We start from the raw sequence: 25,820 nt of genomic DNA on the forward strand, positions 1-25,820 counted from the left end.
GCCTACTTAGGGGCTGGGCGCGAGTTCCATGCAGGATCCGGCATCCGGGAAAATTCGTCCCTTTTGTACGATTTTCTCCCGCTCGACCGGGCCCTCGTCGCTCCAGACGAGACACACCTCGAGGGGCGCTGTTCCTGTCACGCGGAAGGCTCCCGGAAGAGGCACGTCGTTGCCGCACTCGAGCTCCATTCGCGGCGTTTGCGGGTCGAGCGGGAAGCTGGCCTCGTCGTGCTCGAAGACGACCAGATCGAAGCTCGCGCGCATGCCCGGTGGACAGGTGACGAGGGCCTTGAAGCGCTCGCCGTTCTGATAGTGGGCGCCGCCTTCTTCGACGCGGCGCTCGTCTTCCCTCACGAGAGAGAACGCGACGTTGTTGCCTTTGACGCGCGTACCACCCGCGCCCGCGACGTCTCGCGGGAGCTTGGTGATCGCGAGCACGAGGACCGCCGCAGCCGCGAGTGTACCGGCGATGGCCGATGCGCGACGGAGCACGGTCACGTTGCTCTTCGTCTTCGCGGTCGCGGGAACGACGAGCGGCGGAAGCTCGCGCCCATCGGCACGGATGCGAGCGAGGCACGCTGTGCAAGCGGGGCAGCTCGAGAGATGCGCTTCGATCTCGGTCCGCGAAGCTTCGTCGAGCTCGCCGAGCGCATGGCGTTCGAGGCGAAGCCAGGAGATGGGGACGCCGGTGCAGCCGTTCATGGCGAGACCTCCGCGACGTCGGTGAGTGCTCGAATGGCCATCTGAATCTCCTCGAGCTTCTTGCCCACGGTTTTGCGACTGAGTCCGACGAGTGACGCGATCTCGTCTTGCGTCATGTCGTCGAAGAACCGGTAGAGCAGGATCTCGAGCGATTGCGCCTCGAGCCTGCGTGACAGTTTGAGAAGCACGTCCATGCCGATCACCCGATCGTCACACGTCGTGCGACGCGGCCCGGAGACAACCTCCGTTTCGGCCGCCAGGAGTCGCGCACGATTGCGCTCGTCGCGCAGGAACGTGAGGCATCGATTGGTGAGCGCGCGATAGTAGTAGGGCAGGTCCGTAGGGACGTCTTTGCCGAGCAAATCGACGAAGAGTCCTTGAACGAGATCTTGAGCGTCGGCGCGACTGCCCAGCATGCGCTCGGCTTTGCGCAAGAGCGCGGGTCCGTAGCGCTGGTAGCTCTCCATGGTGTGGTCACCGGCACTGCCCTTGACGCTGGAGGACCCAGGGACACGACGGATCATCCACGGAAGGCGTGCAGGCCGGTCCTGCGTCGGGGACGAGGTTGCTGATCGACGTCAGCTCCGCGTTCTGGCACGTGCCGCTCGTGCAGTCGGCATCGAACAAGCACGCCATGCCGCTCGCGCGATTGTGTGCGCCAGGGTTGCATTGCAGGATCGCGGCGGGCGCCCAAGCTCCCGGCGGAATGCTAACGGCCGTCTGCTTGCAGGTGCCGAGTCCGCACGTCGCGTCGGCCTTGCAGCACTCCGCGCAGATGCCACTACAGCACAGGGTCGACGCACACTGGTCGTCCGAACCGCAGGCCGTCCCCAGCGCCTGATCGTGGAGCTCCAGCGGAGATCCCGTGCAGCGCGTATCGGAGACTGCGCGGATCTCGGCGAGAACGGCGTGTCCGGTTCCTTTCTTCGAGATGACGAAGCGAATCGCTCCGTAGTTCAGCGGCGCCTTGATCAGGTTCTCGGACACGTGGAAGTCGGTTGCAGCGATGGGTTGCTCGACGTCGATCGTGCCATCGGCGTTGAAGTCGACGCCGAGCCACACCTGCGCGCTCGCATCGACGTCGGCCATGGTGGTGAACGCGATGCACGTCGGACGTGACGAGGACTTGGAGACTTGCGAGATCACGGTCGGCGTGTCGAGGAGCTCGACGCCGTAGTCGTTCGGGTGCCAGGTCGGCGCCTTGCGCACCGAACCTTGCTCCAGTGTCCAGGACGCGAGCTTGTCGCCGTCCCACAACCGGAACGTCGCGTCGTCGATGAGATCGTCGTCGCAGGCGGCGATCGTGCCTACGAGAAGAATGCCGGCGGTCGCGACGAAGATGCGTGAAGTGCGTTTCATCTCGATACCTCAGAAGTAGAAGCGAGCGCCGAAGGGCTCCAAGAACCAGCCGCCGACGCTGTGCGTTTCGCCGGTGAGCGACCGCATTGCGGGCGCGTAGTCGTACCCAGCTTGGGCGAACATCGCGAAGGCGCTCTTCCGTACCTCGAAACCCCCGGTTGCTCCGAGGAGCAGGCCGAACTCGGTCTCGTCGTGGCGTTCGGATGGCGCGCTGCGGGCGCTGGTGCTCAGCGTGGTTCGGGCCATGGCGATGCCCGCGCCGCCCTGCCCGTAAAGCGAGAGTGTCCACGAGTGGGCGCGGCCGACCACGACGACGCTGGCGCGCGCGAAAGCCATGGCGCCGTAGCCTGCCCAATCGAACTTGTCGACGTTGCCGCTGACGTTGCGCTCGTACGTGTCGGCTCCCAGCGTGTTCAGGCGAACTCCCAACGACACGTTTTCGGTGAACGCACGCGATGCGGCCGCGGAGATGCGGAAGGTCCCTGGGAGCCACGATTTTCCGCGGTAGCCGAACTCCTCGAGACGCGCGTTGTAAGCGTCGGTCGTGAGACCGGCGTAGCCTACAGTGATCTCCGCGCTCCAGGGCGTCTTCGCCGCGGGCCTCGTCGTTGCCGGTACGTCCGGGGGTTGCGATGCGGGCGATTCGACGCCCTCGGTCTCGCCCTCGCCATCGCCCTTGGCGACGCCGCTTCGTTTCACGTCGTCGCAGAGGCCGAGATCGACGGCCACGACACGATCATCGGCGAGCGCGAGATTGCACCGGAGGACCTTCCCGTTGGCTCGAATCGTGGCTTCGTAGGCGCCTGCGGCGAAGGCGAGGCGAAGCGGGGCCCCGGGCGCCTTCTGCACTTCGGCGGCGACGTTGCCGCTCGGCTTCTGCAAGACGAGGACTTTGCCGTCCATGGCCGCGGGGAGCTCGAGCTGCGAGCGCGCCTCGGCGGGGTACGTCACGGGGACGTCGCCCTGACCGGCCAGATCGATGTCGAGCGTGACGTGCTGGGTGCCCACCTGCGTCTGCGACGTCGACGAGAGCGTTCGCCGATAGGCGTAGCGATAGGCTTCGTCGAGCGAGACCCGACCGTCGCTGTCCGCATCTGCCGCGCCACGGAGCGCGGTGATCAGGTGATGGGTGAAGTACGAGCCTTTGAGCTCGTCGGATTCTTGCGAGAGCTCCTGCCCGGAGCTCGAGGCCATCACGGCGATGCCCTTCGTGGTGAGGCGTGACACCGAGTTGAACGAGAAGTCCGCCGCGGGCTCGGCGCCTTTGACGCGCGCGAACTGACCCGACTGACACGCATCGAGGATGACGAGCGTCAGCGTCGTCGGGATTTGACGGAGCTTGTCGCGCAACTGGGCGATGGCGAGCTCGTCGCCGCCGAGGCTGAACGAGTTCGCCTTCGCGTGTCCCGAGTAATAGAAGACGAGCACCGCCTGCTCGCCCTTGCGCGCGTGCTCCTGCATCTTGCGCGTGACGTCGTCGACGGCCGACAAGATCGCGGCGCTCGTCGGCTTGGTCAGCACCTGGAGATCGGACGTGCCGTAGCGACCAAGCTGGCGAAGGACTTCCGCCATGCGCCGCGCGTCGTCTTCGGCGTAGCGAAGGGGCTGTTGCCCGGCGCCACCGGCGTTGTTGCCGATCAAGATGCCGTACGCATGGGGATGCGGCACGCTGGCCGTCGCGGGAGGAGATTCCGCATGGGCCGGCCGGACCCCGCCGAAGAGCACGGCGCCCCGAGCGCGCACGCGCCTACCGTCTTTCGAAGTGAAGCTCTCATTTCCGTCGGGTCGTTAACTCGTGACTCGCGATCCTTGGGAAGGCGAGGCCGAGTTTTTCTCGGTCGACCGGTTTTTTTCGGGGCTCGCCGTCGTCGCCGGTGACCCTCGCCGTGCCATCCGCCCTCTGATAGGACCAGGCCATGATCGAAAGCGGCCAAAAACTCCCCGAGTTTTCCCTCCAGAACCAGGATGGTGTGACCCGCGACAACGCGAGTTACGCGGGCAAGTGGCTCGTTCTCTACGTGTATCCGAAGGACGACACTCCGGGCTGCACCATCCAGGGGAAGTCGTTCACGGCCACGAAGTCGGATTTCGACGCGGCGAACGCCGTGGTCGTGGGCCTGAGCGCCGACGACGTCGCCTCCCACAAGTCCTTCTGCAACAAGTTCTCGTTCACCATCGAGCTTCTCGCCGATCCCGACACCAAGCTGCTGAACACGCTGAAGGTCGGTCAGTCCGAGTGGAAGGGCACGATGTATTGGGATCGCTCGACGTTCCTCGTCGATCCGAGCGGCGTCGTTCGAAAGACCTACGCCAAGGTCGATCCCAACGGTCACGAGCAGACCGTGCTCGCGGACATCAAGAAGCTCTCTTCCTGATTCACGCGAGACAAATGCAGAAAGCCCCGCGAGCCACGAAGGCTGCGGGGCTTTTCTTTCAGGCGCGGTGAGTCAGCTCACTTCGCCTTGCGGAAGATCTCCATGACGTCCTGGAGGAGCTTCACGGCTTCCGCCTTCGGGCGCTGGAACGCGTTGCGGCCCATGATGGAGCCAAACGCGCCGCCCTCGGCGAGGCCACGCACCTCTTCGAGAACCGCCGGCGTGTCCTTCGCCTCGCCACCCGAGAAGATGACGATGCGCTTGCCGTTGAATGCGCTCTGCACGCAGTGACGGGTGCGGTCGGCGAGGGTCTTGATCGGGATGTTGTACTTCTCGAAGACCTTCTTCGCCTCGGGCTGCTCGAGGTGCTCCTTCGGCGGCTTGATCTTGATGATGTGCGCGCCGAGCTGCGCCGCGATCTGCGCCGCGTACGCCGCGACGTCGACCGCCGTCTCGCCGTCCTTCGAGAGGCCGGCGCCACGCGGGTAGGCCCAGACGACGGTGGGGATGCCCACGTCCTTCGCCTCGGCGATCAGCTCGCGAAGGTCCTCGTACATCTGGTTGCGGAGGCCCGAGCCCGGGTAGATCGTGTAACCGATGGCGGCGCAGCCAAGACGCAGTGCGTCTTGAACGGAGCCCGTCACCGCGCTGCACGGCTGGTCGACCTTCGCGAGCGTGTCCGAGTTGTTCAGCTTGAGGATGAGCGGGATCTGGCCGGCGTAGCGGTCCGCGACGGCCTCGAGGAAGCCGAGCGGCGCGGCGTACGCGTTGCAGCCCGCGTCGATGGCGAGCTGAACGTGGTAGTCGGGGTCGTACGCCTCGGGGTTCGGCGCGAACGAACGCGCGGGGCCGTGCTCGAAGCCCTGGTCGACCGGCAGGATGACCATCTTGCCCGTTCCAGCGAGCGAGCCGTGGTTCAACATGCGGGCGAGGTTCGCCTTCACGCCGGGGCTGTCGGACCCGTACCAGGAAAGGATCTGCTTCACTCGGTCGGTCTGATGAATGGGCGCGGACATCGTGGCTACTCCTCGGTGGAACGGTAGGCTTCTGGGCCGTATGGGCGGTATGGGCCCGGTGTGGTCGTGGTTAGGCCGCGACGGTGACGGCCCGGAAAGTAGGGGGAGGCTAGTCGCCGTGCGGGGTGGGATCAACGCCCGAACGGTGTAGACGGCGGTGCATCTCTTCGCCGCGCCGGCCACAGCGCCGCAGAATACCCAATTCCGTCACTCCTAAATGAGTGTCGCGCTTGCAGCTTGCGGAGAGGGGCGCCTTCGACGACAACCTGCGGACTTCATCATGGCCGAAAGCAGCAGCATTCCGTCGATTCGTCCCGCACACGTCGTCGGCACAACGCTCCGTGAGCACGTGCTTCAAGACATGCACGCGGCGCCTGGCGCAACGGGCGAGTTCACGTCGCTCCTCAACCACATCTCGCTCGCGATCCGCATCATCAACTCGCGTGTTCGCGCCGCGGGTCTCGCGGGTCTTCTCGGCTACACGGGCGAGACGAACGTGCAGGGCGAGGCGGTGCAGAAGCTCGACGCGTTCTCGAACGAAGTCCTGCTCAACGTCCTCGATCGAAGCGGCCACTGCGGTCTCATCGGAAGCGAAGAGCTCGACGACGCGCAGATCAACAACAACCACGCGAAGTACGTGGTGCTCTTCGACCCGCTCGACGGCTCGAGCAACATCGACACGAACGTCGGCATCGGCACCATCTTCGCCGTCCTCCGTCGCTCGGAGCCGAAGCTCACGCGCCCGAACCTCGCCGATGCACTCCGTCCGGGTCGCGAGATCGTGGCCGCGGGTTACGTGCTCTACGGTCCGTCGACGGTCTTCGTGCTCTCCACCGGACAGGGCACGCACGGCTTCACGCTCGACCCGGCCATCGGCGAGTTCTTCCTCTCGCACCCCGACATCCGCGTGCCCGCGCGTGGCAGTTGCTTCTCGGTCAACGAGGGGAACTTCTCGCGTTGGTCGCCGGAGATTCAGAACTGGGCGCGTTGGATCAAGGGCGAAGACTCGACGGTCATCGTGCCCTCCGAAGGCGCCGAGCCCCTCAAGACGCCGTACGGCGCGCGCTACGTCGGCTCGCTCGTGGCCGACGCGCATCGCACGCTCATCAAGGGCGGCATCTTCGCGTACCCGGCGGACTCGAAGAGCAAGAACGGCAAGCTCCGTCTTCTCTACGAAGCCAACCCGATGGCGTTCCTCTTCGAGCAAGCGGGCGGTATGGCCACGAACGGCAAGGACCGCATCCTCGAGATCATGCCCACCGAGCTCCACCAGCGCGTGCCGCTCGTTCTCGGGTCGCGCGACGACGTCAGCGTGTTTCGTCAGTTCGTGACCGGCGAACGCGTCAAATAATTCAGGTCGCAAGCTCGTCCACACGCCCGGGACGGCTCTCGCCAGCGCGAGAGGCTCTCCCGGGCGAGTCTTTTGCTGCTCGGACGAAATCGCTACACTCGCGGGTGAGCGCGAGGCACGACACGTTGGTTCGATTCTTCGTCGTGCCCATTCTGATCGCGGGCGCCGGCCTCGCCGGTCTCCTTGGGGCGCAGGACGCGTTTGGCCAGGAGAATGCGCCGCGAACGGAGCAAGTGCCCATCGTCGTGCGGACGGTCGAGCATCTCCACGCGCGGTGCCCGACGAGTCCGCCCCTTCTCGAGCGGCTCACGGCGCGGCTCGATCGCGTTCGCGAGGCCAGGCCCGGTGAGCCCGCCGTGCGCGTCGAAATACGCGTCGAAGAACACGGTGATTTGAGCTCGGGAAAGCTCACGCTCGGCGTCGGCGCGGAGCGGGCAGAGCGCGAAGCGTCGTCGCCTTCGTGCGAGGAGGTCATCGCCGCGCTCGCCGTCATGGCGGCCATCGGTCTCGACGAGAACGTTCCTCCCGTCGAGGAGCCGCCACCTTCTCCGCCGCCGCCAACCGTGGCGATGCAGCCGAGTGCTGGGAAGGCGCCGCCGAGAGCGCCGGTTGCGGCGGAACCTCCTCGCGCCGCCGTGATGACCGTCTCTCTCGGAACGGGCGTCCAAAGCTCTACCAATCGCGCGCTCGTGGTGATGCCCACGCTCTTCGGCGAGATCGGATGGCGAACGGCCGTCGCGCCGTCGCTGCGGATTGGTGTAGGACGCAGCTTTTCGCACACCTTCTCGACGTCGCGCGGCGGCGCGAGCGTTCAGTGGACCGAGGCGATCGTCGACGCGTGCTCCGAGTTCCTTCGCGGTGGCGACTTCCACGGGGGCGTGTGCGCGACCGGTGAGGTCGGTCAGCTCCGCGCCGAGGTGGAGCCGCCCCTTCATTTTCCCGCTCAATCGCGGTGGTGGGTCACGGCGGGAGCCTCGGCGCGTGTCGCCTGGCAGTTCCATCCCCGCCTGTCGCTCGAGGTGAGCGGAGGCGCGCGGATGCCCATCGTCGCCGACCGCCTCTTCTTCGAGCCGAATACCGAGGTTTACGACGCTCCGGCGATCATCGGGTTCTTCGGGGCGGCGTTCGTCGCACGGCTGCGCTGATCGCGCGCGCCCGATCGAAGCTCGACCGCCTGACCACGGCGGCGCCCGGAAATGACTCAGCGCTCGTGGACGATTTCGGGATCGCGATGCGTCGCTGATCAGACGCCCTGCGTGTCGGGCGCCCAGATGTACTTGTGCATCTGGAGCTGCACGCGGACGGGCAGGGCGTCTTCGAGGACCCAGGTGACGAGCTGCTTGGGAAGCAGCTTGCCGAAGACCGTGCTCGCGAGAAGGTTCGGCGTGCGCGACGGCAGCTCGCGCGAGCGAATGGCGTCGCGCATCCACTCGTAGTCTTCGCGGCTGGCGAGCACGAACTTGATCTCGTCGCGCGGTCCGATGTGCTCGAGGTTCGACCAGCGATTCCGCTTCGACTCGCCCGAACCTGGCGCCTTGAGGTCCATGATCTTGTGGACGCGAGGGTCCACCTGCGAGACGTCGGCCTCGCCACTGGTCTCGACCAGCACCGTGCGCCCTGCATCGCAGAGCTCGGTCATGAGCCGGAAGACGGCGGGCTGGAGCAAGGGTTCGCCGCCGGTGAGCTCGACGAGCTTCGTTCCGGTGGCGAGGGCCTTCGCGAGCACGTCCGTGCGGGGCATGCGCGTGCCGCCGTAAAAGGCCTGGGTGGTGTCGCACCAGCTGCAGCGGAGGTTGCAGCCCGTCGTCCGCACGAAGGTGCACGGGAGCCCGGCGAAGGTCGATTCGCCCTGGATGCTCGCGTAGATCTCGTGAATGACGAGAGTGTCTTCCTTGGACAAAGCGCGCTGCATGTAGCACATCGCCAGCCGCTCCGCCGTTTTCGGGCGGCCGGGCTGCGGGCGGGCTTCGTGCAATCAGTGAGACGGCGCGGGCGCCGGATCGAGATCGGGCGCCGGTATTTCCGTGGGCGCCGTCACGGGCACGAGCATGGGAACGTGCGGGACCGTGTAGTGGCGCCAGATGGCGTAGATGGCCGCCACGACCGCGACCGAGCCGAGGAGGAACATGCGAAAGAGGGCGCCGTAGGGCACTCGCACGGGCTGGGCCACGATGGCCTTCTCGAGCCCCTTCTTTTTCCCCTTCTTCGTCACGCGCCGACTCTAGCGCGAGTCCGCGGGGAGGTGCCGATTCGGCTGCACGATTTCGGGCGACGGGGTCGGGTGGCGCGGCTCCTTCACCGCTACGGCAAGTGACGGCGCCTTCGCGACAGCACGAGAACGCCACCGAGCACGACCAACGCCGCGATCCAGCCATCGCGCGTCGCGGTCGAAGACGTCATGGCGCAGCCTCCACAGCCTCCTCTGCCGTGGACGGTCTCGACCGAGGCAGGTGTCGGCGCGCGCTCCGGCGGGGCAAGGGCAGGCGGTGTCAGGGCCAACGCGGCAAACGCGCACTGAGGACAGGCCTCGCGCACGCGTTGCGTGGCGACCTCGACCTTCGAGCGCGCGGTCGCACATCGCGGACCAGGATCGAGCTCGCAGAGTTTGTTCGCCGCGCGCTGGATCGACGAAAGCGCGCGGCATGCCGTGGCGCAATCCTCGACCGCGAGAGCCTTCGTCTGGTCGTCGAACGCGGCGGCAATCTCGCGTTCGAGGGAACCTGCGTCGGCCGCCGGCGCCTCCGCGTCGGCGGAGTCGAGCTCGCTCGCGGCGATCGCGTGCGGCGCGGCGAGCATGGTTGTCACCATCAACGAGAGGACCACCCGACCCCGCATGGGCATCATCGTGTCATTTCACGGGGAACAGGGCCGCCGAAAAAAGGCGCAGGTCCTGTAAGGCTGGGTTTCGTGGCTCGTTGAAGGGCCATGCGCAAGCTCGTGCCCTTCACGCTCTCGGCGTTCTTCGGTTGCCTCCTCGCATCGTCGTCGGCGCATGCCGCCGAGCCGTCGACCGAGGACCTGTCGATCGGCACGACGCCCGCTCGCTCCGAATCGGCGATGCCCATCGCCGTCCAGTCCGAGCCCGACAAGGGATCCTACGAGCGTGAGTCGACGCGCCACTACTACATGGCGACGGATCCGCCCGGTGATTGGGCGGTGCTGCATGCCGGCTTTCGCCCGCACCTCGGCACGTTCGGCGGCCTTGCCACCTTGGCCTTGGCGCACGAGCGAACCGAGCGGTTCTATGGCGGGTTTTCTCTCGCGATCGTCCGCAACGACGCGGGCACGCACGTCGGTCTCGCGCAGATCGCCCTCGGCAGGAACCTCGCCGATACGTTCGTCGGCGGCGTGCAGACGAGCCTCAGCGAGAACCGCGCGCGCGACTTCCTCGGCATCGGCCAGTTCACGCTCGCCTACAACCGCGCAGGGACGATGGGCGGCATCTCGCAGGTCGCCGCGTACAACCGCGCGCGCGTCTTCCACGGGCTCGGTCAGTTCGGTCTCTACAACCGCGCCGACCAGGACTTCACGGGCCTCGTGGAGGTGGGCGGCTTCAACCACGCGAAGCAGAAGTTCGTCGGAGCCTTGCAGGTCGGCCTCGTCAGCGTCGCCGGCGAAGACGTCCGCTTCGATGGCTCCGTCGGTCGAGGGAGCTTCACCGGGCTCGCGCAGCTTGGTGCGCTCGCCGCGACGGACGGCGACTTCGCCGGCATCACCCAGATCGGTGCCGTGAGCCAAGCATCGCGGAGCTTCACCGGCCTTGCTCAAATCGGTGGCTTCGCGCAGGCAGGCACGTTCCGCGGTCTCGGTCAGATCGGCGTCGTTGCACTCTCGCGCGAGTCCTACGGCATGCAGATCGGCGTCGGGTCGATCGCGATGCGCGAGCACATCGGCCTGCAGGTCGGCGCCGTCGCCAACCACGCTCGCACGATTCGCGGCGCGCAGGTCGGCCTCTTCAACAATGGCGAGCACGTGCACGGCGTGCAGATCGGCCTCTTCAACAACGCCACCAACCTGCGTGGTTTGCAGATCGGTCTCGTCAACCACGCCGAGGACGGTCTTCTCCCCTGGAGTGCCGTCCTCAACATGGGTTTCGGCGACGGAGATGGCGGTGGCCCGGCCTTCCAGGACGAGTACCGCACGGCCTATGCCGAGTGATTTTTAGGCGATTCGGCCGAAATTCGACCAAAACGCAAAATCGTATCGAGCGCGCGGATCCAAGCGCGGTCTGGCGGCCTCTTGAAGGGGAACCCTCGAACAGGAGACCCTTCATGTCCTTCGCCAAGACCGCCTTCTATGCCAAGAACGTCCCCAACTGGGAGCGCGTCCTGCGGATCGTCCTCTCGGCCACCGCGGTCGCGTTTGCGTTCACCCGCCTTGCTTCTCCCTGGAGTTGGGTCGCGGCTTTCAGCGCGATAGGGTTTGCGATGACCGGCTTCGTGGGCTTCTGTCCCGCGTGCGCCCTGGTCGGACGCCGTCTGCCTGGAAACTGACATGGGTGTCTCGCAACTCGGCCTCCCGCTCATCGACGCCGCGCGATCCGGCGATCCGAAGGCGCTCGAGCGTCTGCTCGTCGAGGCGCGGCCCGAGCTTCGTCGGTATGCGCAGAAGAGTTGCTTGCTGAGCGACGTCGACGACGCCGTTCAAGAGTCGCTTCTCGTGCTCATGCGGTACCTCTCCCAGCTTCGCCACGCCCGTGCGTGGTCGGGTTGGATGTTCCAGATCGTGCGTCGGCAGTGCCACCGGCTCGCTCGAGCGGCACTCCGACAGGACCTCTGGGAGGACGACCGTGTCGACGCATTCATGGCGCGGCGCACGGAGGACGAGCTCCGCGTCGACATCGCCGCGGCGCTGGAATCTCTGCCCGAGACGTACCGCGAGGTCGTGGTGCTCCGCGACTTCGAGGGACTCACGATCGGTGAGATGAGCCAGCGCCTTTCGCTGTCGCCTTTGGCGGTGAAGGGACGTCTTCACCGTGCGCGCGAGCTCACACGCGAATACCTCATGGTTCAAGGCGACCAGGCATGAGCGCATTGACCGGCGGGACTCGAGTCCCGCCGTTCGCCCTCAATGCATCTTGGCCGCGATGATGTCGACCATCTCGATCTTCGGTGGTGACGAGAGAAGCTCTCCGGCCTTGGCCATCAATGCGCCGGCCAACCGACCACTCAGGTGAGCCTGCCGTGCGGCGTCGTTCGGGAACGTGTCGAAGATCCCGAACGTCGTCGGGCCGATTCGGATTGCGAACCAGTCGACGGTGCCCGCTTCCTCGTTCACGAGGGTGAGCCCCGACGTCAGGAGCTTTTCGATCTCGTCCTCTTTGCCGGGTTTCACCTCGAGACGAACTGCCAATCCGACCTTGATCATGGTTCCCCCTTCGAAAGCCCGCTCGGGGCGCTGCGAGGTGTCGGAGCCTAGGGCCCACCGTGCTCGCTCGGGAGAGGCACGAAGCGCCAGCGACGGGTGCTTGCGGGGCCGCAAGCCGAAAATGCCGAGAAAAGAGCGATTCCGAGAGCTTCGTCGTGCTTGCGTTTCCCCGGAATCCCTCTAGATCCCCTCCGACTATGGCGGATCTGCCCTCAGGCTCGACCGGATCTACTCATCCGTACGCGGAGTTCGTCCACCGCGTCGAAAAGCCCGCGCGTTATCTCGGCGGCGAGTACGGCTCCGCCAAGCGCGAGTGGAACGAGTCGACCACGCGCATCTGCCTCGCTTTCCCCGACGTCTACGACATCGGGATGAGCCACCTCGGCTTCAAGATCCTCTACAAAATCCTGAACGACGACCCGCGCACGCTCGCCGAGCGATGCTTCGTGCCGTGGATCGACATGGAGAAGGAGCTTCGCACGCGCGGCTTGCCGCTCGTGTCCCTCGAGAGTGCCAAGCCGCTCCGTGAGTTCGACGTCGTCGGGTTCTCGCTCCAGTTCGAGCTCACGTACACGAACATCCTGACGATGCTCGAGCTCGGAGGCATTCCGCTTCGGAGCGCGGATCGAGCGGAATCCGATCCGCTGATCATCGCCGGCGGCCCCGTGGCCACGCATCCCGAGCCGCTCACGATGTTCGTCGACGCGATCGTCATCGGCGACGGCGAAGAGCGCACCACGGAGCTGTCGGTTCTCTGGACGGAGCTCAAGAAGAAGGGCGTGCCTCGCAAGGAGCGCCTCGCTGCGGTCGGCAAGCTTCGCGGCGTGTACGTTCCGTCGCTCTACGACGTCGCCGTCGACGCCGAGACGGGCTTGCAGATCGTCGACCGTGCTCTCGAGCCTGGGCTCCCGCTTCCGGTGAAGCGCAACCTGCTCGACGACCTCAACAAGTTCCCGTTCCCCGACAGCGGGCCGGTCGGCGGCCCCGAGGCGATCTTCGACCGTATGTCGATCGAGATCGCGCGCGGCTGCACCGAGGGCTGCCGCTTCTGCCAGGCCGGCATGATCTATCGCCCGGTGCGCGAGCGCGACCCGGAGCAGATCGTCGACACGCTCGTCGCCGCAGTGAAGAAGTCCGGTTACGACGAGGTGAGCCTCACGTCGCTCTCCACGGCCGACTACTCGTGCATCGCGCCGCTCATCAAGAAGGTCACCGACCGCCTCGCGCCCGAGAAGGTGTCGCTCGGTGTGTCGTCGCTCCGCGCGTACGGCCTCGAGGAGACCGTGCTCGACGACATCCGTCGCGTTCGCGCGTCGGGCGTCACGTTCGCGCCGGAAGCCGGCAGCCAGCGCATGCGCGACGTGGTGAACAAGAACGTCACCGAAGAGCAGCTGATGACCACGGCCGAGCGCATCTTCTCGCGCGGGTGGGACGGCATGAAGCTCTACTTCATGATCGGTCTGCCCACCGAAGAAGAGAGCGACGTGCGCGAGATCGTGAAGGTCGGCAAGCGCGCGCGTGAGGTCGGCTGGCGCGTTCGCAGGGAGACGAACCAGGGCGGTCCGCCGAAGGTCACGGTCAGCGTCTCCACGCACGTGCCGAAGCCGCACACGCCGTTCCAGTGGTGCGCGATGGACCGCGAGCAGCAGGTCCTCGAGAAGCAGTCGTGGCTGAAAGACGAGGGCCGCGCGGCCAAGGGCGTCGACATCCGCATGCACGACTCGCGAACGAGCTGGCTCGAAGGCGTGTTCGCGCGCGGTGATCGCAAGCTCGGTCTCGTGCTCGAGCGCGCGTACAAGGCGGGTTGTCGCTTCGACTCGTGGGAAGACCAGCTCAAGATCGACGTCTGGTCGGACTGCTTCCGCGAGGAAGGCATCGAGCCAGGGGCCTACCTCGGCACGATCCCCGTGAGCGCCCGCTTGCCGTGGGACCACATCGACGTGGGCCTCGAAGAGGGCTTCCTCCTCCGCGAATACCGCAAGGCGCTGAAGAGCCGCCTGAGCCCGCCGTGCGGAAAGGTCGCCGGCGCGTTCATCCATCACACGAACCTCGAAGACGCTCTCGCGGACGACAAGAAGCTCGTTTGCTACGACTGCGGCGTTGCGTGTGACCTCTCCGCGATGCGCAAGGAGCGCCTCGTGTATCTCGAGCGCCTCGGTGCGCAGACGAAGCGCGTGGCCGAGCCGAAGAGGCTGCCGGTCGTGAAGGCTGAGAAGCCCGGTCCGGCGCGGCATGGGGACGAAGAGGTCGTCACGGCGCCGGTCACGAGCGCGAACGCCGACGGAACGCAGCCCGAGGTCAAGAAGGAGCGCAAGGGCCCGAAGCCGCCGCCGCGCATCATCCAGGGCGAGCCTCGCCGCTATCGTTTCCTCTACGGCAAGGTCGGCCCCATGGCCTTCCTCTCGCACCTCGACTTGATTCGCGCGCTGCCGCGATCGTTCCGCCGCCTCGAGGTGCCGATTTACTACTCGTCGGGCTTCCACCCGAAGCCGGAGATGATGTTCTCTCCGGCGCTCTCGCTCGGCGTGGCGAGCCTCTCGGAGATCCTCGACGTGAAGCTCACGGTCGACATCGACCCGAACGAGCTGGCCGCGTCGCTCGCGCGCGTTTCGTCGGAAGGCCTCGCGTGGAAGGCCGGTATTCGTCTCGAAAAAGACGACACCAGCATCGCGCACGCCATCGACGCCACGCGGTATGCGGTGGCCATTCCGCGCCGTGCGCTCGAAGCCATCGGCGGCGAAGCGCGCCTCCACGAAGAGATCGCGCGGCTCATGGGCTCGCCGGAGCACAAGGTCATTCGTCGCTTCGAAAAGGGCCTCGCCAAGGCCGTCGACGTGAAGAAGTTCCTGCGCTCGCTCACCGTGAACGATACGCGTGCCGTGACGTTCCTCGAAGAGGCGCGCCTCCTCGGTGACTTCGTTCCGCTCCTCGCCGACGTCGACGTCACGCTCGAAGGCGGCGTGAAGATCTCCGAGATCATGGAGGCCCTCTTCGGCAAGACGCCGGAGGGCCTGGATGCCGTGCCGTACCATGCGGTCCGCGCGGAGCTCGGACTTCGTAACGGCGACGCGATCTCGTCGCCGCTCGAGCTCGACCTCCTGCGCGAACGCGCGGCCGTGGCAAAGGCTGCCAAGGAAGCGGCGAAGGCAGCCGCGGCCGAAGCCGCCGCCGCTGGCTGATGCTCACGTTCGGCACGATCACTCTTCTCGCGATCGCAGCGTTCTTCGCGGGCCTCGTCGACGCGATCGCGGGTGGAGGCGGGCTCATCACCGTGCCTGCACTGCTCGCCGCGGGGCTTCCGCCTCAGATTGCCCTCGCGACCAACAAGGGCCAGTCGTCGTTCGGAGCCGTCTCGTCGTTCGTCTCGTTCTGGACGCGCAACGGCATCGATCGCCGGCGCGTGCCGATCAGCTTCGTGTTCGGCATGCTCGGCTCCCTCGCGGGCGCGCGTGTCCTCCTGCTCGTGAAGCCCGAGCCGCTCAAGCCGATCGTGCTCGTCTTGCTTCTCGTCGCCGCGGGCATCGTCTTGCTCCCGCGCAAGCCCCCGCCGGCCGTTCCGCCCGAGCCGAAGACGCACTTGATGATCGCGCTCGTGCCGATGGCCTTCGGGTTCGGTTTCTACGACGGCTTCTTCGGTCCGGGCGTCGGCTCGATGCTCATCGTGGGCTTCGTCATGCTCTTCGGTGACACGCTGACGCGCGCTTCCGGCAATGCGAAGGTCGTCAATCTCGCCTCGAATCTCGCGGCCTTGGGGCTCTTCGCGATCAAGGGGGCGGTGCTCTGGCGCGTGGCTCTTCCGATGGCCGCCGCGAACGCCACGGGGGCCTTCGTGGGCGCGCGTTTGGCCGTCAAACGCGGCGATCGGCTGGTCAAGACGATGGTTCTCGTCGTCGTCTGCGTGCTCGTCGTGAAGATGGCGTACGACCTCGTCCGCTCGTAAGATGGGTGGTCCGTCGTGACCAACTCTCCCATCGCGAGCGAATCGGGCTCGGAAAGCCGGTCGGAAAGCCGGTCGGAATCGCAAAGCGAGCGCGTGACCTTTGGCGTCATCGCCCAGGCGACCGAGGGTGAGGTTGCCGAGCGCGTGGAGAAGCTCGTCGGGTGGATGAGCGAGCGCGTCGGGCTGCCCGTCGAGCGTCGCGCCGCCGGATCGTACGAGGCGCTGGCCGACGAAGTTCGTGCCGGAACCATCGACGTCGCCTGGCTTCCACCCATCGTGTTCGTTCGTCTCGGCGATGCCGTGCAGCCGCTCGGGAGTATCGTTCGCGCGGGCAAGGCAGCGTACGAGAGCGCACTCGTGATGCGCGCCGACTCGAAGATCGACTCGCTGAACGGCCTCGTCGGTGTCCGTGCCGGTTGGATCGATCCGTGGAGCGCCGCAGGCTTCGTGCTTCCGCGCATGAACCTTGCGCTGCGAGGCATCGACCCGCGACGCTGCTTCCGAACCGAGACGTTCCATGGCTCTCACCGCGCCGCGATCGAAGCGCTGGCCGCGGGCGCGTGCGACGTGGTCGGTACGTACGCGCGCGCGGACGAAGCGGGAGTCGTGGCTGGCGGCTGGACCGAGGTGACCAGCGACGTGCGGGTCCTCGCGACCTTCGGAGCCATCCCACCCGACGTCATCGGCGTGCGCTCCGGCCTCGCGGAAGACTTGCGTGAGAAGCTGCGCGATGCGCTCCGGTTGGCGTGCGCTTCGGACGAAATCCGTCCGCTCGTGCGTGACATCTTCGGCGGCGACGAGATGCGCGAAGGTCTCGCGCCCGGTTACGACGAGCTCAAGGCGTCGCTCGCGACCGCGTCCAGTCGCGGTATCTTCGACTGACGACGAGCCCTCGAAGATCAGGCAAGAATCGAAGCCGTTCTCCGCGATGAAGGCGGATGGAGAACGGGGCAGTGCGCTGCGATTTGCGTCAGTCGCAGCTCAGCCGATGACCTTGCTTGATGATCGAGTTCACGCGTGGAAACCTTGCGACGTGAGCTTCCTTCGTCGTGCGACGGTCGTCGCTTCTTCCATGTTCGTGTTCGGTGTTGCTGGTCTTGCGTGCTCGTCGAGCGACGATGACGCGCAGCCTCTCGACAACGGCGTCGACGACGTCAAGTTGGCCTGCGAAGCGCGCGCCTCGTGGACGACTCCCGCCGCCGAGAAGTGCGTCGCCTGCAGGATGATGGCGTCCTCACCGGACTGCGGATGCGAAGCCTTCAAGGGCTTCGGTGGCCATTGCGCCGCGCAGGGCGATGCCCGCCGCGCCGAGCCCACGTGCACGCAGCAGGTCGCCGATTGCCGAACGGCCTGCGCCGAGAACGACTGCGCGTGCCTCGACGGGTGCTATGCCGCGGCCGAGGCGTGCAAGAAGGCCACGGCGGCCGAAGACGGCTGCGTCGCGAAGATCTGCGAGCAGTACTGCAACTGACGCGTCAATGCTTGGCGACGCGCTTGGGCGCGCCGAGCAGCCGGAGCGCACGGCACGTCGCGTCGTCTTTGCACGGACCGACGGCGCCGCCGTGCGTGGGCCACGGCGTTTCGTCGAGCCTGGTCGCGGGATCGCGCAAATCGGGGCCGCGCCACGACGGTGCGCTGTGGGCGAGCTTGGCCTCGCGCTCGTGCACGGCAGGGCCGTCTTCTCCGGTGTCGGGGAAGGGGAAGCGAATTTGCGGAACGAGTCCCACGCGCTGGACCGGCGTGCCGTCGGGTAGTGCGTAGACGAGCGTGGTGAGGCGGAGCACGCCGGCGTGGGCGTCGTCGTCGACGTATTCCTGCGCGCAGCCCTTGCCGAACGTCGTCGTTCCGACCGTGACGCCTCGCCGATAGGAGGCGAGGGCGCCCGCAATCATTTCGGCCGCGCTCGCGGTCGTGCCGTTCACGAAGGTGGCGACCGGTCCGGTCCAGCGGTCGTGCTCGTGAGGCGCGGGAGCTCGGTCGATCTCGATGGTGCCGTCGCGGCGCTTCATCGAAAAGAGCGGAGCGGACGGCAAGAAGAGCGAGAGCGCTCCGAGTGCGCCGTCGGTCGAGCCGCCTCCGTTGCCTCGCAGGTCGAGCACGAGGCCGACGAGCTTGCGAGCACCGTGGTCGCGCTCGGCATTGATGAGGGCGGCGAGATCATCGCCGAGATCGTCGCGCACGTCTTCGATGCCCACGACGAGCACGTCGCCCTCGCCAAAAGCAATGCGCTCGGTCGGCAGGCCCTCGCCTTCACGGCTGGCCGTTGCGGGCTCCTCGGTCTTCGCGAGCTCGAGGTCGACGATCTTTCCGTCGCGCAGAACGACGGCCGTGAGCGCCGATTTCCCATTGCCGCGAAGCTTTGCGTTCGGCGTGCTCGCGGCGCCCTCGGTGGTCGCGAAGCCAAGCTGATCGACCTGCTCGAGGGGAAGTCCGGCGGTGGCTACGCGAGACACCTCGAGGACGACGTCACCTTCCTTGAGCGGCGGCGCAGCGAAGTCGCTCACGCGCACGCCGATGGCCGTGGGCACCGCCCGACCCCAGAGCTTCGACGGCGGACGCGAAGCGAGATCGAGCTCGTAGATGTGGGACTCTTCGTCGAAGGGGGCCCATTCGCCATGCGGATCGACGAGCGGCACGTACGCGCGCACGGCCGAGGCGAGCACGACGCGTGACCAGCCTGCCTTGTCGAGCGGCGGGAAAAAGCGCCGTCGAGCCTCGTCGCCGATGGCTTTGCCACGGTCACCGTGGAGCGCCTCGAAGGCGCCGACGCGCCGGCCGATCTCGAGCGCGATCTCCTTGGCGACGCCGGTAGGCGGCAACGGTTCGAGAGCCGCGGCGCGCGGATCGGCGCTGCCGGGGGCCTTGCGCCCGCGATCGAAGGCTTCGCGCAATTCCTTCGACCATTCTTCGAGCGCCGCGCCGGGCGCGAGGGCCGAAGAGCAATCGCGCTGACGGCGACCTTCGAGGTCGGCGAGGAGGTCGTTGGCGACCTTGCCGATCGCGCGCGACGTCGGCGCGTCTTTGGCGAGCGTCAACAGGCCGTGGGGATCGAGCCAATCCGCCGTGGAGGTCGCGAACGGCTCGGCGCCGATCCGCTCCGGGGCGTACGCGAGCCCCATGCGGACCTGCTCCACGATCGTGCGCGCTTCGTCGCAAGACAGAGCGGTCGGCTCGCCCGAAGGAATGCGAAAGACGTACGAGTGCTCGTCTTCGTGGTTGTCGTCGAGGCCCGACGGCGACGTGGTTTCGGCGATGGACGGTTCGCCCGAGGGCGCACCCGTGCCCGATGCATCCGCCGGGGGCGTCGGATCGTGCGGTGCGGCCGCGAGCCAGACGAAAAGCCCGATCGGCACGGCGGCCGCGAGGAGCCACCCTGCTCTGCTCGAGCTTTTGCGCGTACCGCCCTGGGTCATCCGGAGCTAGCTAGGCTAGCAGGGAGGGTCGGGAGACCGCGACAAAACGGGCTTTGGACGAAGCTGGTACGTGGCAGCATCGCTTCGCACCGACGTGATCGTGCGCAGCCGTCAAGGTGCACGGCCAACGGTCCCGCTCGTTCGTGGGGACGTCGCGTTGGGGCTTCCGATGCGTCCGGGAGAGCTTCCGATGCGTGTGGAAAGCTTCCGATGCGTCCGGGAAAGCTTCCGACGCGGGGCCGAAGCCATCGATGCGCGTGGGAGGCGTTCGCACGCCGGGTGGTGCGTGATTCTGCGGGGAAACGATGCGACATCCACGCGTCGGAGGGCACCGCCTTCGGCCGCGACGCGCAAACGGCGGAACGAAGGGCAGTTTCGAGACGGCGATCGTCTCCTGGGCGCGGCGGAGGCCTCCGGCTGAGCACCGAAGGCTTCGAGCCGCGCGCGGCGGACGAAATAGCGTCCGGACGGGCGATTCGTCGGCGGTGGTGTCCGCGGGCGCCCCGTTTACGACATCGCCTCCGGCGTTGAATGACGACTTGCGTGCCGCGAGCCCGAGCCGGATCCGATCGCTCCGCTTCTTGACCACCGCGCGCGGTTCCGTTGTCGCCGGGTCAGTCGTCGAGCCAGCAGTTGCCCTTGCCGTCGAAGCGAACGAAGTGCTTGCCGAGCTGGGCCCGCCCCGCTGGCACGTCCTTCACGGATCCGAGCGCGACGTCGGTGTTGCAGGTGGCGCTCGGGTATCACGTGAAGCTCGCGGTCCCGCAGTCGCTCGTGCCGTTGGCGTCTCGGGGACGGGCCAGGCCGCAGAGCGCGAGCGAAGCCCCGCCGTGCTCGATGCCCAGCTGGCAAGAGTCGACGTGATGGGGGGCGCTGTACAAGCGTCCGTGGTGACGATCAGGTTGTCGCCGTCGCAGCGGACCGAATCGATCTGGATCTCATTGCCAAAGGTGACCTGGTGGCTCTCGGCCTCTACGGAGCAGCCCGTGACGAGGATGGCGAAAAGCAAGGAACGGTAAGGCATGGCGGCTCGACGGTTCTCTAGAGATTTCCAGAAGAGAAGAGAACAAAAGTCCGACGGAGACCCGCAGACATGACTTCGACTTCGTTTCAGTCGCAGGGTCGTCTTCGGATTGCGCATGACATGCACTGTCCGTAGGTCACCCCGAGTCTCGGCCGCGCTTCGGATCGCAGAAGGGGCTTACTCTGCAGGCACGTAGATGCGTTCCGCCCCGCCGTTGGGGCCGGGCGACAAGAGCCGAAGATCGGTTGGAGTGACGGTGTAAAGATAGCCCGTGCCGGGCGCGCAGTCGGAGGAGGGCTCTCCACCGTACGTCGCGCAGACGCACGAATCGAACGTGATCTGCTTTGCATCGGAGTCGACCGTGAATGTGCGCTTCAACACGTTCCATACGCCGGTGCTGGTGCTCACGCTGGTTTCGAACGTCGTCCCGTGGATCCTAACGAGCTCTCCGTTGGCAACGGTCTGCTGGTAGCCTTCGTAGAGTTTGATCGTTGTGACCTAGCGATAGACGGCCCTTCACGGGGCGTATTCCACGAGGAATGCGCTCTACGGAGGAACGACGACTCTTTCACCGGCGTCGTGCGCGTGAGGTTCGCCCCGTCGCCGAGCCGGTAGGCGCTGTTCTCGGCCCTAGCAGTAGACGCTCCTGATCCTGAATCAGCGCGCGGGGGCGATGCTTCGCCCGTCCGCCTGCGAGCGTCTTGATTCGATACGAGATGCGGCCACCAGGAAGGACTCGCAGTCGATCGAGCGAAAACGGAGGCCGCGCCCCGTACCTGCACAACCGCTCCCGCCCCCGATCATCCTCGGCAGCGATGCGGACGGTGGCGTGCAGATTGAATCCTGCGTGCTCGAACGCGCCGCCTTCGCGGATTGGAGCATCCAAGTCACCCCCGATGGCGTCCCGCGCTCGGTTCGATGGATTCGACTCGCCTGACAAACGGGCTTTGGACGATTGGGAACACTGGAATGTCGACAGGTTGAGAAGGCGGCTCCGGCAGGGATTTTGGAGCAGGACCGGAACGACAACCAGGCTCAACGACTCGTTACGAGTGCAGCCGTAGAGCGGCGATCGGGCGCCGTCAGAGGCCGAGCCTCGCGCGCAGCGATGCTGCCATCCGACGGCTGACCGGCACGATCTGTCCGTCCTTGAGGCAGACGGAGTGCGCGCCGTCCTCGACGCGGAACGACCGTACGGCCGAGAGACGGATGAGCTCCGCGCGATGCACGCGCACGAATCCGAGACCCCCGAGCCGCTCCTCGAGTGCGACGAGTGGCTCCTCCGTCAGGAGCTCCCGCTGTTCCGATACGAACGCGGTGTACTTGTCGCTTGCTCGGAATCGCGTGATCGTCGTCGCGTCTACGAAGACCTTGGTCCCGCGCTCGTAGGCGATCACGCGAGGAGGGGCGTCCTCCCCGGGCCGCGCCGCGGAGCTCGAGCCCGACGCCTCCGTCGGTCGATCCTGGCGGCTGCGAACGCGCCCCACCGCCTCCTCGAGCCGCTCGATACGCACCGGCTTCAGCAAGTAGTCGACCGACGCGAGATCGAAGGCGCGCACGGCGTGCTCGGCATGCGCCGTGACGAAGACGATTGCCGGCACGCGCGCGCAGCGCTCCGCGAGCGTGAGACCGTCGATGCCTGGCATGTGGATGTCGAGGAAGACGACGTCGGGCGCGAGCTCCGCGATACGCGCGAGCGCCTCGATCGGATCCGCCTCGTCGGCCAGGACATCGACACCGGGGATCTGCTCGAGCATGCGGCGGAGACGACGGCGTGACGGGCCTTCGTCGTCGACCAGCATCGCGCTGAGCCTCGTCCCGCTCACGTGAAGAGCTGTCCGTCGAGCGGGAGACCGAGCGGGAGGCGGAGCTTCACTGCGTGCCCGCTCTTTGTAAGGGACGCGTGCCCGTCGGTCGCGACGGTCGCCGCGCCGCCGTAGAGGAGCTCGAGGCGACGACGCAGATCACGAAGCGCGATCCCGCTGCCCTGGCGCGACGAGCCTCCCTGACCAGGCCCGTCGTCTTCGACGTCCAGCGCGAGGCTCTCGGCCTGCTGACGGATCCGAACGCTGACCGTGCCGGATCCCTTCGCCGCGACGCCATGAAGGACCGCGTTCTCGACGAGTGGCAAGAGGAGCAGCGGCGGCGTGCGTACCCCGTCGAGGCCTGCCTCGACCTCGATCGAGTAGTGGAGGCGTTCGAACCGCGCACGTTGAATCTCGAGGTACTCGCGGAGTATCGCGACATCCCGCGCGAGAGGCGTCGACGCGCTTGTCGATGTTTCGAGGATGTAGCGGAGGACGTCGGCGAAGCGCAGGAGCGTCTCTTCGGCGCGCTGCGGATCCTCGGGGATGAGCGACGCGACCGTGTTGATTGCGTTGAAGAGAAAATGCGGATGCGCGCGCGACTGGATCGCGTAGAGCTCGTTCCGCGCCGACGCGTACTCGGCCTTGATTCGCTCGACGTCGATCGCGCGTGCGCGATCCCTCCACGCCAGCACGAGCTTCGCCGGGAAGACGAAGGCCCATGTCATCACGATGTCCGTCGCGAGGGCGCCCGAGAGCGGCGGACGCCGCCATCCGAGGAGCGCGGTGAACGACCATAGGATGACGCCCATGAGCGCGGCGGTCACGGCACTGACGATGACGTGCGCGAGCAGGCGTTGTCCGGACGATCTCGCGCGACGAAGCACGCCGGGCATGACGAAGCGGTAGACCGCGTGGACCGCCGCCGGCACGGCCATGAAGGGCATCGCGTTGCCGACGAACGCCTGCGTCTGCAGGTGCGCGGGGAGGACGAAGACGTTCCGTGAGAACACCGGCGTGGTGAAGATCGCGGCCGCCAGATACAGCCACGGCATGCCATCAGGCAGCTCTGCCGTGCGAAGGCCAAGCTTCCTCTCGAGGCGCTCGGCGAGGCTTCGTTCCATGCAGAGAAACTAGCACGCGCGCAAGAGCGCCCCGAGCAACGCGATCTCGCCTTCGGTGGAGGAATCGCCGTCCGTCAGGCGGGTTACGTGGGGGCGCCGCCGCTCATCCGGTGAGACCGACCGCCCATCGGGCGCTCGCACCACGAGCGAATCGCTCGGCGTAAGACGGACTTCTCGAGGAGGTCTCATGCAACGCCATTCACGCGCCTTGGCAGCTTCGTTGTTCTCGTGCTCGGTCGCGCTCGTCGGTTGTGGCGACGGCTCGCTCGATGGCAGCGGCGTTCTCGTCACCGATCAGCGTGCGGTCACCGAGTTCCACGCACTCTCGATCACGGAGAACCTCGTCGCCGAGATCGGCGTCGGTCCGTCGTCGGTCACGCTCGAGATGGACGACAACCTCGTGAAGAGGGTCGCCGCGCACGTCGAGGACGGTGTCCTCGTCCTCGAGCGTGGCGACGGCGAGCCGGAGCTTCGTCCGACGAACAACGCTCGGATCCGCATCACGACGCCCCACCTCGACGACATCTCTGCTTCGGGCGCCACCACCGTCCTCGCCAAGAGCGCGTCGCCCGCGGTCGCGATCTCGGCGACGGGCCGGTCGCACGTCTCGATCGCCGGCGCCGCGGTCGTCGTCTCGATCTCGGCGACCGGAGCCTCCGATGTCGACAGCCAGGTTCCGGCGACGCGCGCAGACGTCACGACCACGGGCACGTCGCGCGTCCGCGTCCGGGTGAGTGAGCGCCTCGCCGCGACGGCCACCGGAGCGTCGCAGATCACGGTCCTCGGCGAGCCGGCCGCGCGCGAGATCGTCACGACGGGGCGAGCCGACGTTCTCTTCTCGGAGTGAATGAATGGACACTCCGATTGCCATCGAGGCGCCCGCGCCCAAATCCGGATGGTTCGCCGACGTGAGCGCAGGTCCAGCGTTCGCCACGTACGGGGCGATCGACGACGCCGGGATCTCGGAGCACCTCGCGACTGGGGGCAGCGCCGTCGCGCTTGGAGCCGGCTACGGCTTCGACCTCTTGCCCTTCCGGCTCGATCTCGGAGTTCGCGTCCAGCACTACCGCTTCGGGGTGCGCGGATCGTACAACGCCGAGAAGCGGGACGACTCGTTCCGCGCCACGTACGACTACGTCTTTCCGACGCTGACCGCGACGATCACGACGAAGCTCCGATCGCGTGTGAACGTGCTCGGCGGCGTGTCGCTCGGGACGGCGACGTTCATCTCGGACCCGCAGGGGGGCTCCGTGCACGCGCGTCAGCTCCCCGTGTACGGGACGTTTGAAGCGGGCCTCGAGCTCACCGCGACGGAGTGGCTCGCCGTGCGCGCGGTCGTCGCATGGCTGCCGCCGTTCGAGGCGCTGAACGTCGTCTCCCCGACGCTGGGGCTGCGCGCTCGCTTCTGAGGTTTCGGCCCCGATCCTCGGCGCACTTCGGCCTCGGACGCGCGCATGAGGAGATCCTCCGCCAGGATGCGTGGCGGCGACGGGACCACGCCGTTCCCGCGATTCGTCATGCAACGAGTTCCGCGAGATCTTCGAGCTCGCTCTTCAGCTTCGTACGCGCTCGGGCTTCGATCTGGCGGACGCGCTCTTTGCTGACGCCGAGGTGATCGCCGAGCTCCTGAAGGGTCGGCGGATCCTCGGTCATGAGGCGCGCTTCGATGATCATGCGTTCACGCTCGTCGAGCTCTTGGACGGCGGCGCGAACGGCCTTCGCCGCGCGAGCCTTCACCTCGCTGCGGTAGGTATCGTCCTCCGGCGTCGGCGCATCGGCCGGCAAGCGATCGACGATGGGGCCGAGCTCGCTCGTCGTCGCGTCGAGACTCGTCTCTCGGCTTCCGATGATCGGAAGAAGCTGACGCACGCGCTCTTCACTGAGCCCCGACTCCTTCGCGAGGGCTGCGGGATCGGTGGACTTGGTCCGTCGATACGCGCGGAGCGCTCGACGTTCGCCCTTGGTCGTTCCGAGCCTCACGACGCGAAACGCGCGCACCACGTACTCGCGGATCTCCGCGCGGATCCAGTACGCGGCGTACGTCGCGAGTCGGCAGTCGCGCGACGGATCGAACTTCCCGGCCGCCTTCAAGAGGCCGAGGTTGCCTTGTTGGATGATGTCCTCGAGCGGCACGCCCCAGCGGCGGTACTCGAGCGCGATCGAAATCACGAACGGCAAGCAGCCCTCGATGAGCGCCGTGCCTGCGCGGTTGTCTCCTTTGCTCCAGCGGCGCGCCAGTTCGCGTTCAGCCTCGCGATCGAGCGTTCGCACCGCCGTCAGATTCGAACGATATGCAGCAAGTGACCCGCCTCCCCCCTCCGCCAAGTTGAAGGTCGAGCTCATG

General features: G+C 66.8%; 27 protein-coding genes. 12 read left to right on the forward strand and 15 right to left on the reverse strand.

Going from position 1 to position 25,820, the window contains the following annotated elements; all coding sequences use genetic code 11:
- Positions 1 to 6 precede the first annotated feature (6 nt).
- The 4 genes from AKJ09_RS17995 to AKJ09_RS18010 are packed head-to-tail and all read right to left on the reverse strand — an operon-like array spanning position 7 to position 3,804.
- A complete protein-coding gene (locus AKJ09_RS17995; protein ID WP_146648431.1) occupies positions 7 to 702 on the reverse strand; it encodes an anti-sigma factor family protein in 696 nt (231 codons plus the stop codon).
- The gene (locus AKJ09_RS18000; RefSeq protein ID WP_169927628.1) at positions 699 to 1,169 is read right to left on the reverse strand and encodes an RNA polymerase sigma factor; all 471 of its coding nucleotides are present in this window, start codon (positions 1,167 to 1,169) and stop codon (positions 699 to 701) included. Before AKJ09_RS18000 ends, AKJ09_RS17995 begins: the two co-directional genes overlap by 4 nt.
- Positions 1,170 to 1,176: 7 nt before the next feature.
- Positions 1,177 to 2,061 (reverse strand): hypothetical protein, encoded by an 885-nt coding sequence (locus AKJ09_RS18005; protein ID WP_146648433.1) that lies wholly within the window; start codon positions 2,059 to 2,061, stop codon positions 1,177 to 1,179.
- Between the two features lie 9 nt (positions 2,062 to 2,070).
- Positions 2,071 to 3,804 carry a caspase family protein gene (locus AKJ09_RS18010; RefSeq protein WP_146648434.1) on the reverse strand — a complete coding sequence of 578 codons (1,734 nt, stop codon included), beginning with the start codon at positions 3,802 to 3,804 and terminating at the stop codon, positions 2,071 to 2,073.
- 173 nt (positions 3,805 to 3,977) lie between these two features.
- Here AKJ09_RS18010 and AKJ09_RS18015 point away from each other — a divergent pair, with 173 nt between their 5' ends.
- Positions 3,978 to 4,436, forward strand: a complete 459-nt coding sequence (locus AKJ09_RS18015; protein ID WP_146648435.1) for a peroxiredoxin — start codon at positions 3,978 to 3,980, stop codon at positions 4,434 to 4,436.
- 77 nt (positions 4,437 to 4,513) lie between these two features.
- Here the strand turns inward: AKJ09_RS18015 and AKJ09_RS18020 are convergent, their stop codons facing one another.
- A complete protein-coding gene (locus AKJ09_RS18020; protein ID WP_146648436.1) occupies positions 4,514 to 5,452 on the reverse strand; it encodes a class I fructose-bisphosphate aldolase in 939 nt (312 codons plus the stop codon).
- 280 nt (positions 5,453 to 5,732) lie between these two features.
- Between AKJ09_RS18020 and fbp the strand changes: the two genes are divergently transcribed.
- Complete coding sequence (gene fbp, locus AKJ09_RS18025; RefSeq protein ID WP_146648437.1) at positions 5,733 to 6,803, forward strand: class 1 fructose-bisphosphatase; 1,071 nt, start codon at positions 5,733 to 5,735, stop codon at positions 6,801 to 6,803.
- Positions 6,804 to 6,946: 143 nt separating this feature from the next.
- Entirely contained in the window at positions 6,947 to 7,948 is a 1,002-nt protein-coding gene (locus tag AKJ09_RS18030) for a hypothetical protein (RefSeq protein ID WP_146648438.1), read from the forward strand.
- Positions 7,949 to 8,046: 98 nt separating this feature from the next.
- On the opposite strand, the gene AKJ09_RS18035 is transcribed toward AKJ09_RS18030, so the two are convergent.
- The 3 genes from AKJ09_RS18035 to AKJ09_RS18045 all read right to left on the reverse strand — a co-directional run bounded on the left by AKJ09_RS18035 (position 8,047) and on the right by AKJ09_RS18045 (position 9,647).
- A complete protein-coding gene (locus AKJ09_RS18035) occupies positions 8,047 to 8,715 on the reverse strand; it encodes a radical SAM protein (protein WP_146648439.1) in 669 nt (222 codons plus the stop codon).
- A gap of 63 nt (positions 8,716 to 8,778) precedes the next feature.
- On the reverse strand, positions 8,779 to 9,015 hold the full coding sequence (locus tag AKJ09_RS18040) for a hypothetical protein (protein ID WP_146648440.1): 237 nt from the start codon (positions 9,013 to 9,015) through the stop codon (positions 8,779 to 8,781).
- An 89-nt stretch (positions 9,016 to 9,104) separates the two neighbouring features.
- On the reverse strand, positions 9,105 to 9,647 hold the full coding sequence (locus tag AKJ09_RS18045) for a hypothetical protein (protein ID WP_146648441.1): 543 nt from the start codon (positions 9,645 to 9,647) through the stop codon (positions 9,105 to 9,107).
- An 81-nt stretch (positions 9,648 to 9,728) separates the two neighbouring features.
- Here AKJ09_RS18045 and AKJ09_RS18050 point away from each other — a divergent pair, with 81 nt between their 5' ends.
- The 3 genes from AKJ09_RS18050 to AKJ09_RS18060 all read left to right on the forward strand — a co-directional run bounded on the left by AKJ09_RS18050 (position 9,729) and on the right by AKJ09_RS18060 (position 11,831).
- The gene (locus tag AKJ09_RS18050; protein WP_146648442.1) at positions 9,729 to 10,961 is read left to right on the forward strand and encodes an LA_2272 family surface repeat-containing protein; all 1,233 of its coding nucleotides are present in this window, start codon (positions 9,729 to 9,731) and stop codon (positions 10,959 to 10,961) included.
- Between the two features lie 113 nt (positions 10,962 to 11,074).
- Positions 11,075 to 11,296 (forward strand): YgaP family membrane protein, encoded by a 222-nt coding sequence (locus tag AKJ09_RS18055; RefSeq protein WP_146648443.1) that lies wholly within the window; start codon positions 11,075 to 11,077, stop codon positions 11,294 to 11,296.
- Position 11,297: 1 nt separating this feature from the next.
- A complete protein-coding gene (locus AKJ09_RS18060; RefSeq protein ID WP_146648444.1) occupies positions 11,298 to 11,831 on the forward strand; it encodes an RNA polymerase sigma factor in 534 nt (177 codons plus the stop codon).
- A gap of 39 nt (positions 11,832 to 11,870) precedes the next feature.
- Here the strand turns inward: AKJ09_RS18060 and AKJ09_RS18065 are convergent, their stop codons facing one another.
- The gene (locus tag AKJ09_RS18065; RefSeq protein ID WP_146648445.1) at positions 11,871 to 12,170 is read right to left on the reverse strand and encodes a putative quinol monooxygenase; all 300 of its coding nucleotides are present in this window, start codon (positions 12,168 to 12,170) and stop codon (positions 11,871 to 11,873) included.
- A 197-nt stretch (positions 12,171 to 12,367) separates the two neighbouring features.
- Between AKJ09_RS18065 and AKJ09_RS18070 the strand changes: the two genes are divergently transcribed.
- From AKJ09_RS18070 to AKJ09_RS18085, 4 genes are all read left to right on the forward strand, one after another.
- On the forward strand, positions 12,368 to 15,349 hold the full coding sequence (locus tag AKJ09_RS18070) for a TIGR03960 family B12-binding radical SAM protein (protein WP_146648446.1): 2,982 nt from the start codon (positions 12,368 to 12,370) through the stop codon (positions 15,347 to 15,349).
- Positions 15,349 to 16,110 carry a TSUP family transporter gene (locus AKJ09_RS18075; protein WP_146648447.1) on the forward strand — a complete coding sequence of 254 codons (762 nt, stop codon included), beginning with the start codon at positions 15,349 to 15,351 and terminating at the stop codon, positions 16,108 to 16,110. The genes AKJ09_RS18070 and AKJ09_RS18075 overlap by 1 nt, the downstream gene beginning before the upstream one ends.
- A gap of 15 nt (positions 16,111 to 16,125) precedes the next feature.
- On the forward strand, positions 16,126 to 16,992 hold the full coding sequence (locus AKJ09_RS18080) for a phosphate/phosphite/phosphonate ABC transporter substrate-binding protein (RefSeq protein WP_146648448.1): 867 nt from the start codon (positions 16,126 to 16,128) through the stop codon (positions 16,990 to 16,992).
- A gap of 151 nt (positions 16,993 to 17,143) precedes the next feature.
- Positions 17,144 to 17,581: a hypothetical protein gene (locus AKJ09_RS18085; protein WP_146648449.1), complete on the forward strand. Its 438-nt coding sequence runs from the start codon at positions 17,144 to 17,146 to the stop codon at positions 17,579 to 17,581.
- A gap of 4 nt (positions 17,582 to 17,585) precedes the next feature.
- Here AKJ09_RS18085 and AKJ09_RS18090 read toward each other — a convergent pair whose 3' ends face one another.
- The 5 genes from AKJ09_RS18090 to AKJ09_RS18110 form a co-directional block, all read right to left on the reverse strand.
- Positions 17,586 to 19,463 (reverse strand): S41 family peptidase, encoded by a 1,878-nt coding sequence (locus AKJ09_RS18090; protein ID WP_169927630.1) that lies wholly within the window; start codon positions 19,461 to 19,463, stop codon positions 17,586 to 17,588.
- Between the two features lie 1,261 nt (positions 19,464 to 20,724).
- Positions 20,725 to 20,955, reverse strand: coding sequence for a hypothetical protein (locus tag AKJ09_RS18095; RefSeq protein ID WP_146648451.1), 231 nt, complete (start codon positions 20,953 to 20,955; stop codon positions 20,725 to 20,727).
- Between the two features lie 160 nt (positions 20,956 to 21,115).
- A complete protein-coding gene (locus AKJ09_RS18100) occupies positions 21,116 to 21,586 on the reverse strand; it encodes a transposase (protein ID WP_146648452.1) in 471 nt (156 codons plus the stop codon).
- Between the two features lie 43 nt (positions 21,587 to 21,629).
- Positions 21,630 to 22,349 carry a LytR/AlgR family response regulator transcription factor gene (locus AKJ09_RS18105; RefSeq protein WP_146648453.1) on the reverse strand — a complete coding sequence of 240 codons (720 nt, stop codon included), beginning with the start codon at positions 22,347 to 22,349 and terminating at the stop codon, positions 21,630 to 21,632.
- Between the two features lie 20 nt (positions 22,350 to 22,369).
- Complete coding sequence (locus tag AKJ09_RS18110; protein ID WP_146648454.1) at positions 22,370 to 23,476, reverse strand: sensor histidine kinase; 1,107 nt, start codon at positions 23,474 to 23,476, stop codon at positions 22,370 to 22,372.
- Positions 23,477 to 23,663: 187 nt separating this feature from the next.
- Between AKJ09_RS18110 and AKJ09_RS18115 the strand changes: the two genes are divergently transcribed.
- Both AKJ09_RS18115 and AKJ09_RS18120 read left to right on the forward strand, forming a co-directional pair.
- Positions 23,664 to 24,323 carry a GIN domain-containing protein gene (locus AKJ09_RS18115; RefSeq protein ID WP_146648455.1) on the forward strand — a complete coding sequence of 220 codons (660 nt, stop codon included), beginning with the start codon at positions 23,664 to 23,666 and terminating at the stop codon, positions 24,321 to 24,323.
- Between the two features lie 4 nt (positions 24,324 to 24,327).
- On the forward strand, positions 24,328 to 24,885 hold the full coding sequence (locus tag AKJ09_RS18120; RefSeq protein WP_146648456.1) for a hypothetical protein: 558 nt from the start codon (positions 24,328 to 24,330) through the stop codon (positions 24,883 to 24,885).
- Between the two features lie 106 nt (positions 24,886 to 24,991).
- Here AKJ09_RS18120 and AKJ09_RS18125 read toward each other — a convergent pair whose 3' ends face one another.
- Positions 24,992 to 25,819, reverse strand: a complete 828-nt coding sequence (locus tag AKJ09_RS18125; protein WP_146648457.1) for a sigma-70 family RNA polymerase sigma factor — start codon at positions 25,817 to 25,819, stop codon at positions 24,992 to 24,994.
- Position 25,820: the final 1 nt, after the last annotated feature.

The sequence above is a fragment of the Labilithrix luteola genome, from assembly GCF_001263205.1.
GTDB lineage: Bacteria > Myxococcota_A > Polyangia > Polyangiales > Polyangiaceae > Labilithrix > Labilithrix luteola.

What these genes read in the sequence shown, in the direction of transcription:
- AKJ09_RS17995 (WP_146648431.1), bottom strand. Translation starts at nt 702, where the DNA reads ATGAACGGCTGCACCGGCGTCCCCATCTCCTGGCTTCGCCTCGAACGC.
- AKJ09_RS18000 (WP_169927628.1), bottom strand. Translation starts at nt 1,169, where the DNA reads ATGGAGAGCTACCAGCGCTACGGACCCGCGCTCTTGCGCAAAGCCGAG.
- AKJ09_RS18005 (WP_146648433.1), bottom strand. Translation starts at nt 2,061, where the DNA reads ATGAAACGCACTTCACGCATCTTCGTCGCGACCGCCGGCATTCTTCTC.
- AKJ09_RS18015 (WP_146648435.1), top strand. Translation starts at nt 3,978, where the DNA reads ATGATCGAAAGCGGCCAAAAACTCCCCGAGTTTTCCCTCCAGAACCAG.
- AKJ09_RS18020 (WP_146648436.1), bottom strand. Translation starts at nt 5,452, where the DNA reads ATGTCCGCGCCCATTCATCAGACCGACCGAGTGAAGCAGATCCTTTCC.
- fbp (WP_146648437.1), top strand. Translation starts at nt 5,733, where the DNA reads ATGGCCGAAAGCAGCAGCATTCCGTCGATTCGTCCCGCACACGTCGTC.
- AKJ09_RS18035 (WP_146648439.1), bottom strand. Translation starts at nt 8,715, where the DNA reads ATGCAGCGCGCTTTGTCCAAGGAAGACACTCTCGTCATTCACGAGATC.
- AKJ09_RS18045 (WP_146648441.1), bottom strand. Translation starts at nt 9,647, where the DNA reads ATGATGCCCATGCGGGGTCGGGTGGTCCTCTCGTTGATGGTGACAACC.
- AKJ09_RS18050 (WP_146648442.1), top strand. Translation starts at nt 9,729, where the DNA reads ATGCGCAAGCTCGTGCCCTTCACGCTCTCGGCGTTCTTCGGTTGCCTC.
- AKJ09_RS18055 (WP_146648443.1), top strand. Translation starts at nt 11,075, where the DNA reads ATGTCCTTCGCCAAGACCGCCTTCTATGCCAAGAACGTCCCCAACTGG.
- AKJ09_RS18060 (WP_146648444.1), top strand. Translation starts at nt 11,298, where the DNA reads ATGGGTGTCTCGCAACTCGGCCTCCCGCTCATCGACGCCGCGCGATCC.
- AKJ09_RS18065 (WP_146648445.1), bottom strand. Translation starts at nt 12,170, where the DNA reads ATGATCAAGGTCGGATTGGCAGTTCGTCTCGAGGTGAAACCCGGCAAA.
- AKJ09_RS18070 (WP_146648446.1), top strand. Translation starts at nt 12,368, where the DNA reads ATGGCGGATCTGCCCTCAGGCTCGACCGGATCTACTCATCCGTACGCG.
- AKJ09_RS18075 (WP_146648447.1), top strand. Translation starts at nt 15,349, where the DNA reads ATGCTCACGTTCGGCACGATCACTCTTCTCGCGATCGCAGCGTTCTTC.
- AKJ09_RS18105 (WP_146648453.1), bottom strand. Translation starts at nt 22,349, where the DNA reads ATGCTGGTCGACGACGAAGGCCCGTCACGCCGTCGTCTCCGCCGCATG.
- AKJ09_RS18110 (WP_146648454.1), bottom strand. Translation starts at nt 23,476, where the DNA reads ATGGAACGAAGCCTCGCCGAGCGCCTCGAGAGGAAGCTTGGCCTTCGC.
- AKJ09_RS18115 (WP_146648455.1), top strand. Translation starts at nt 23,664, where the DNA reads ATGCAACGCCATTCACGCGCCTTGGCAGCTTCGTTGTTCTCGTGCTCG.
- AKJ09_RS18120 (WP_146648456.1), top strand. Translation starts at nt 24,328, where the DNA reads ATGGACACTCCGATTGCCATCGAGGCGCCCGCGCCCAAATCCGGATGG.
- AKJ09_RS18125 (WP_146648457.1), bottom strand. Translation starts at nt 25,819, where the DNA reads ATGAGCTCGACCTTCAACTTGGCGGAGGGGGGAGGCGGGTCACTTGCT.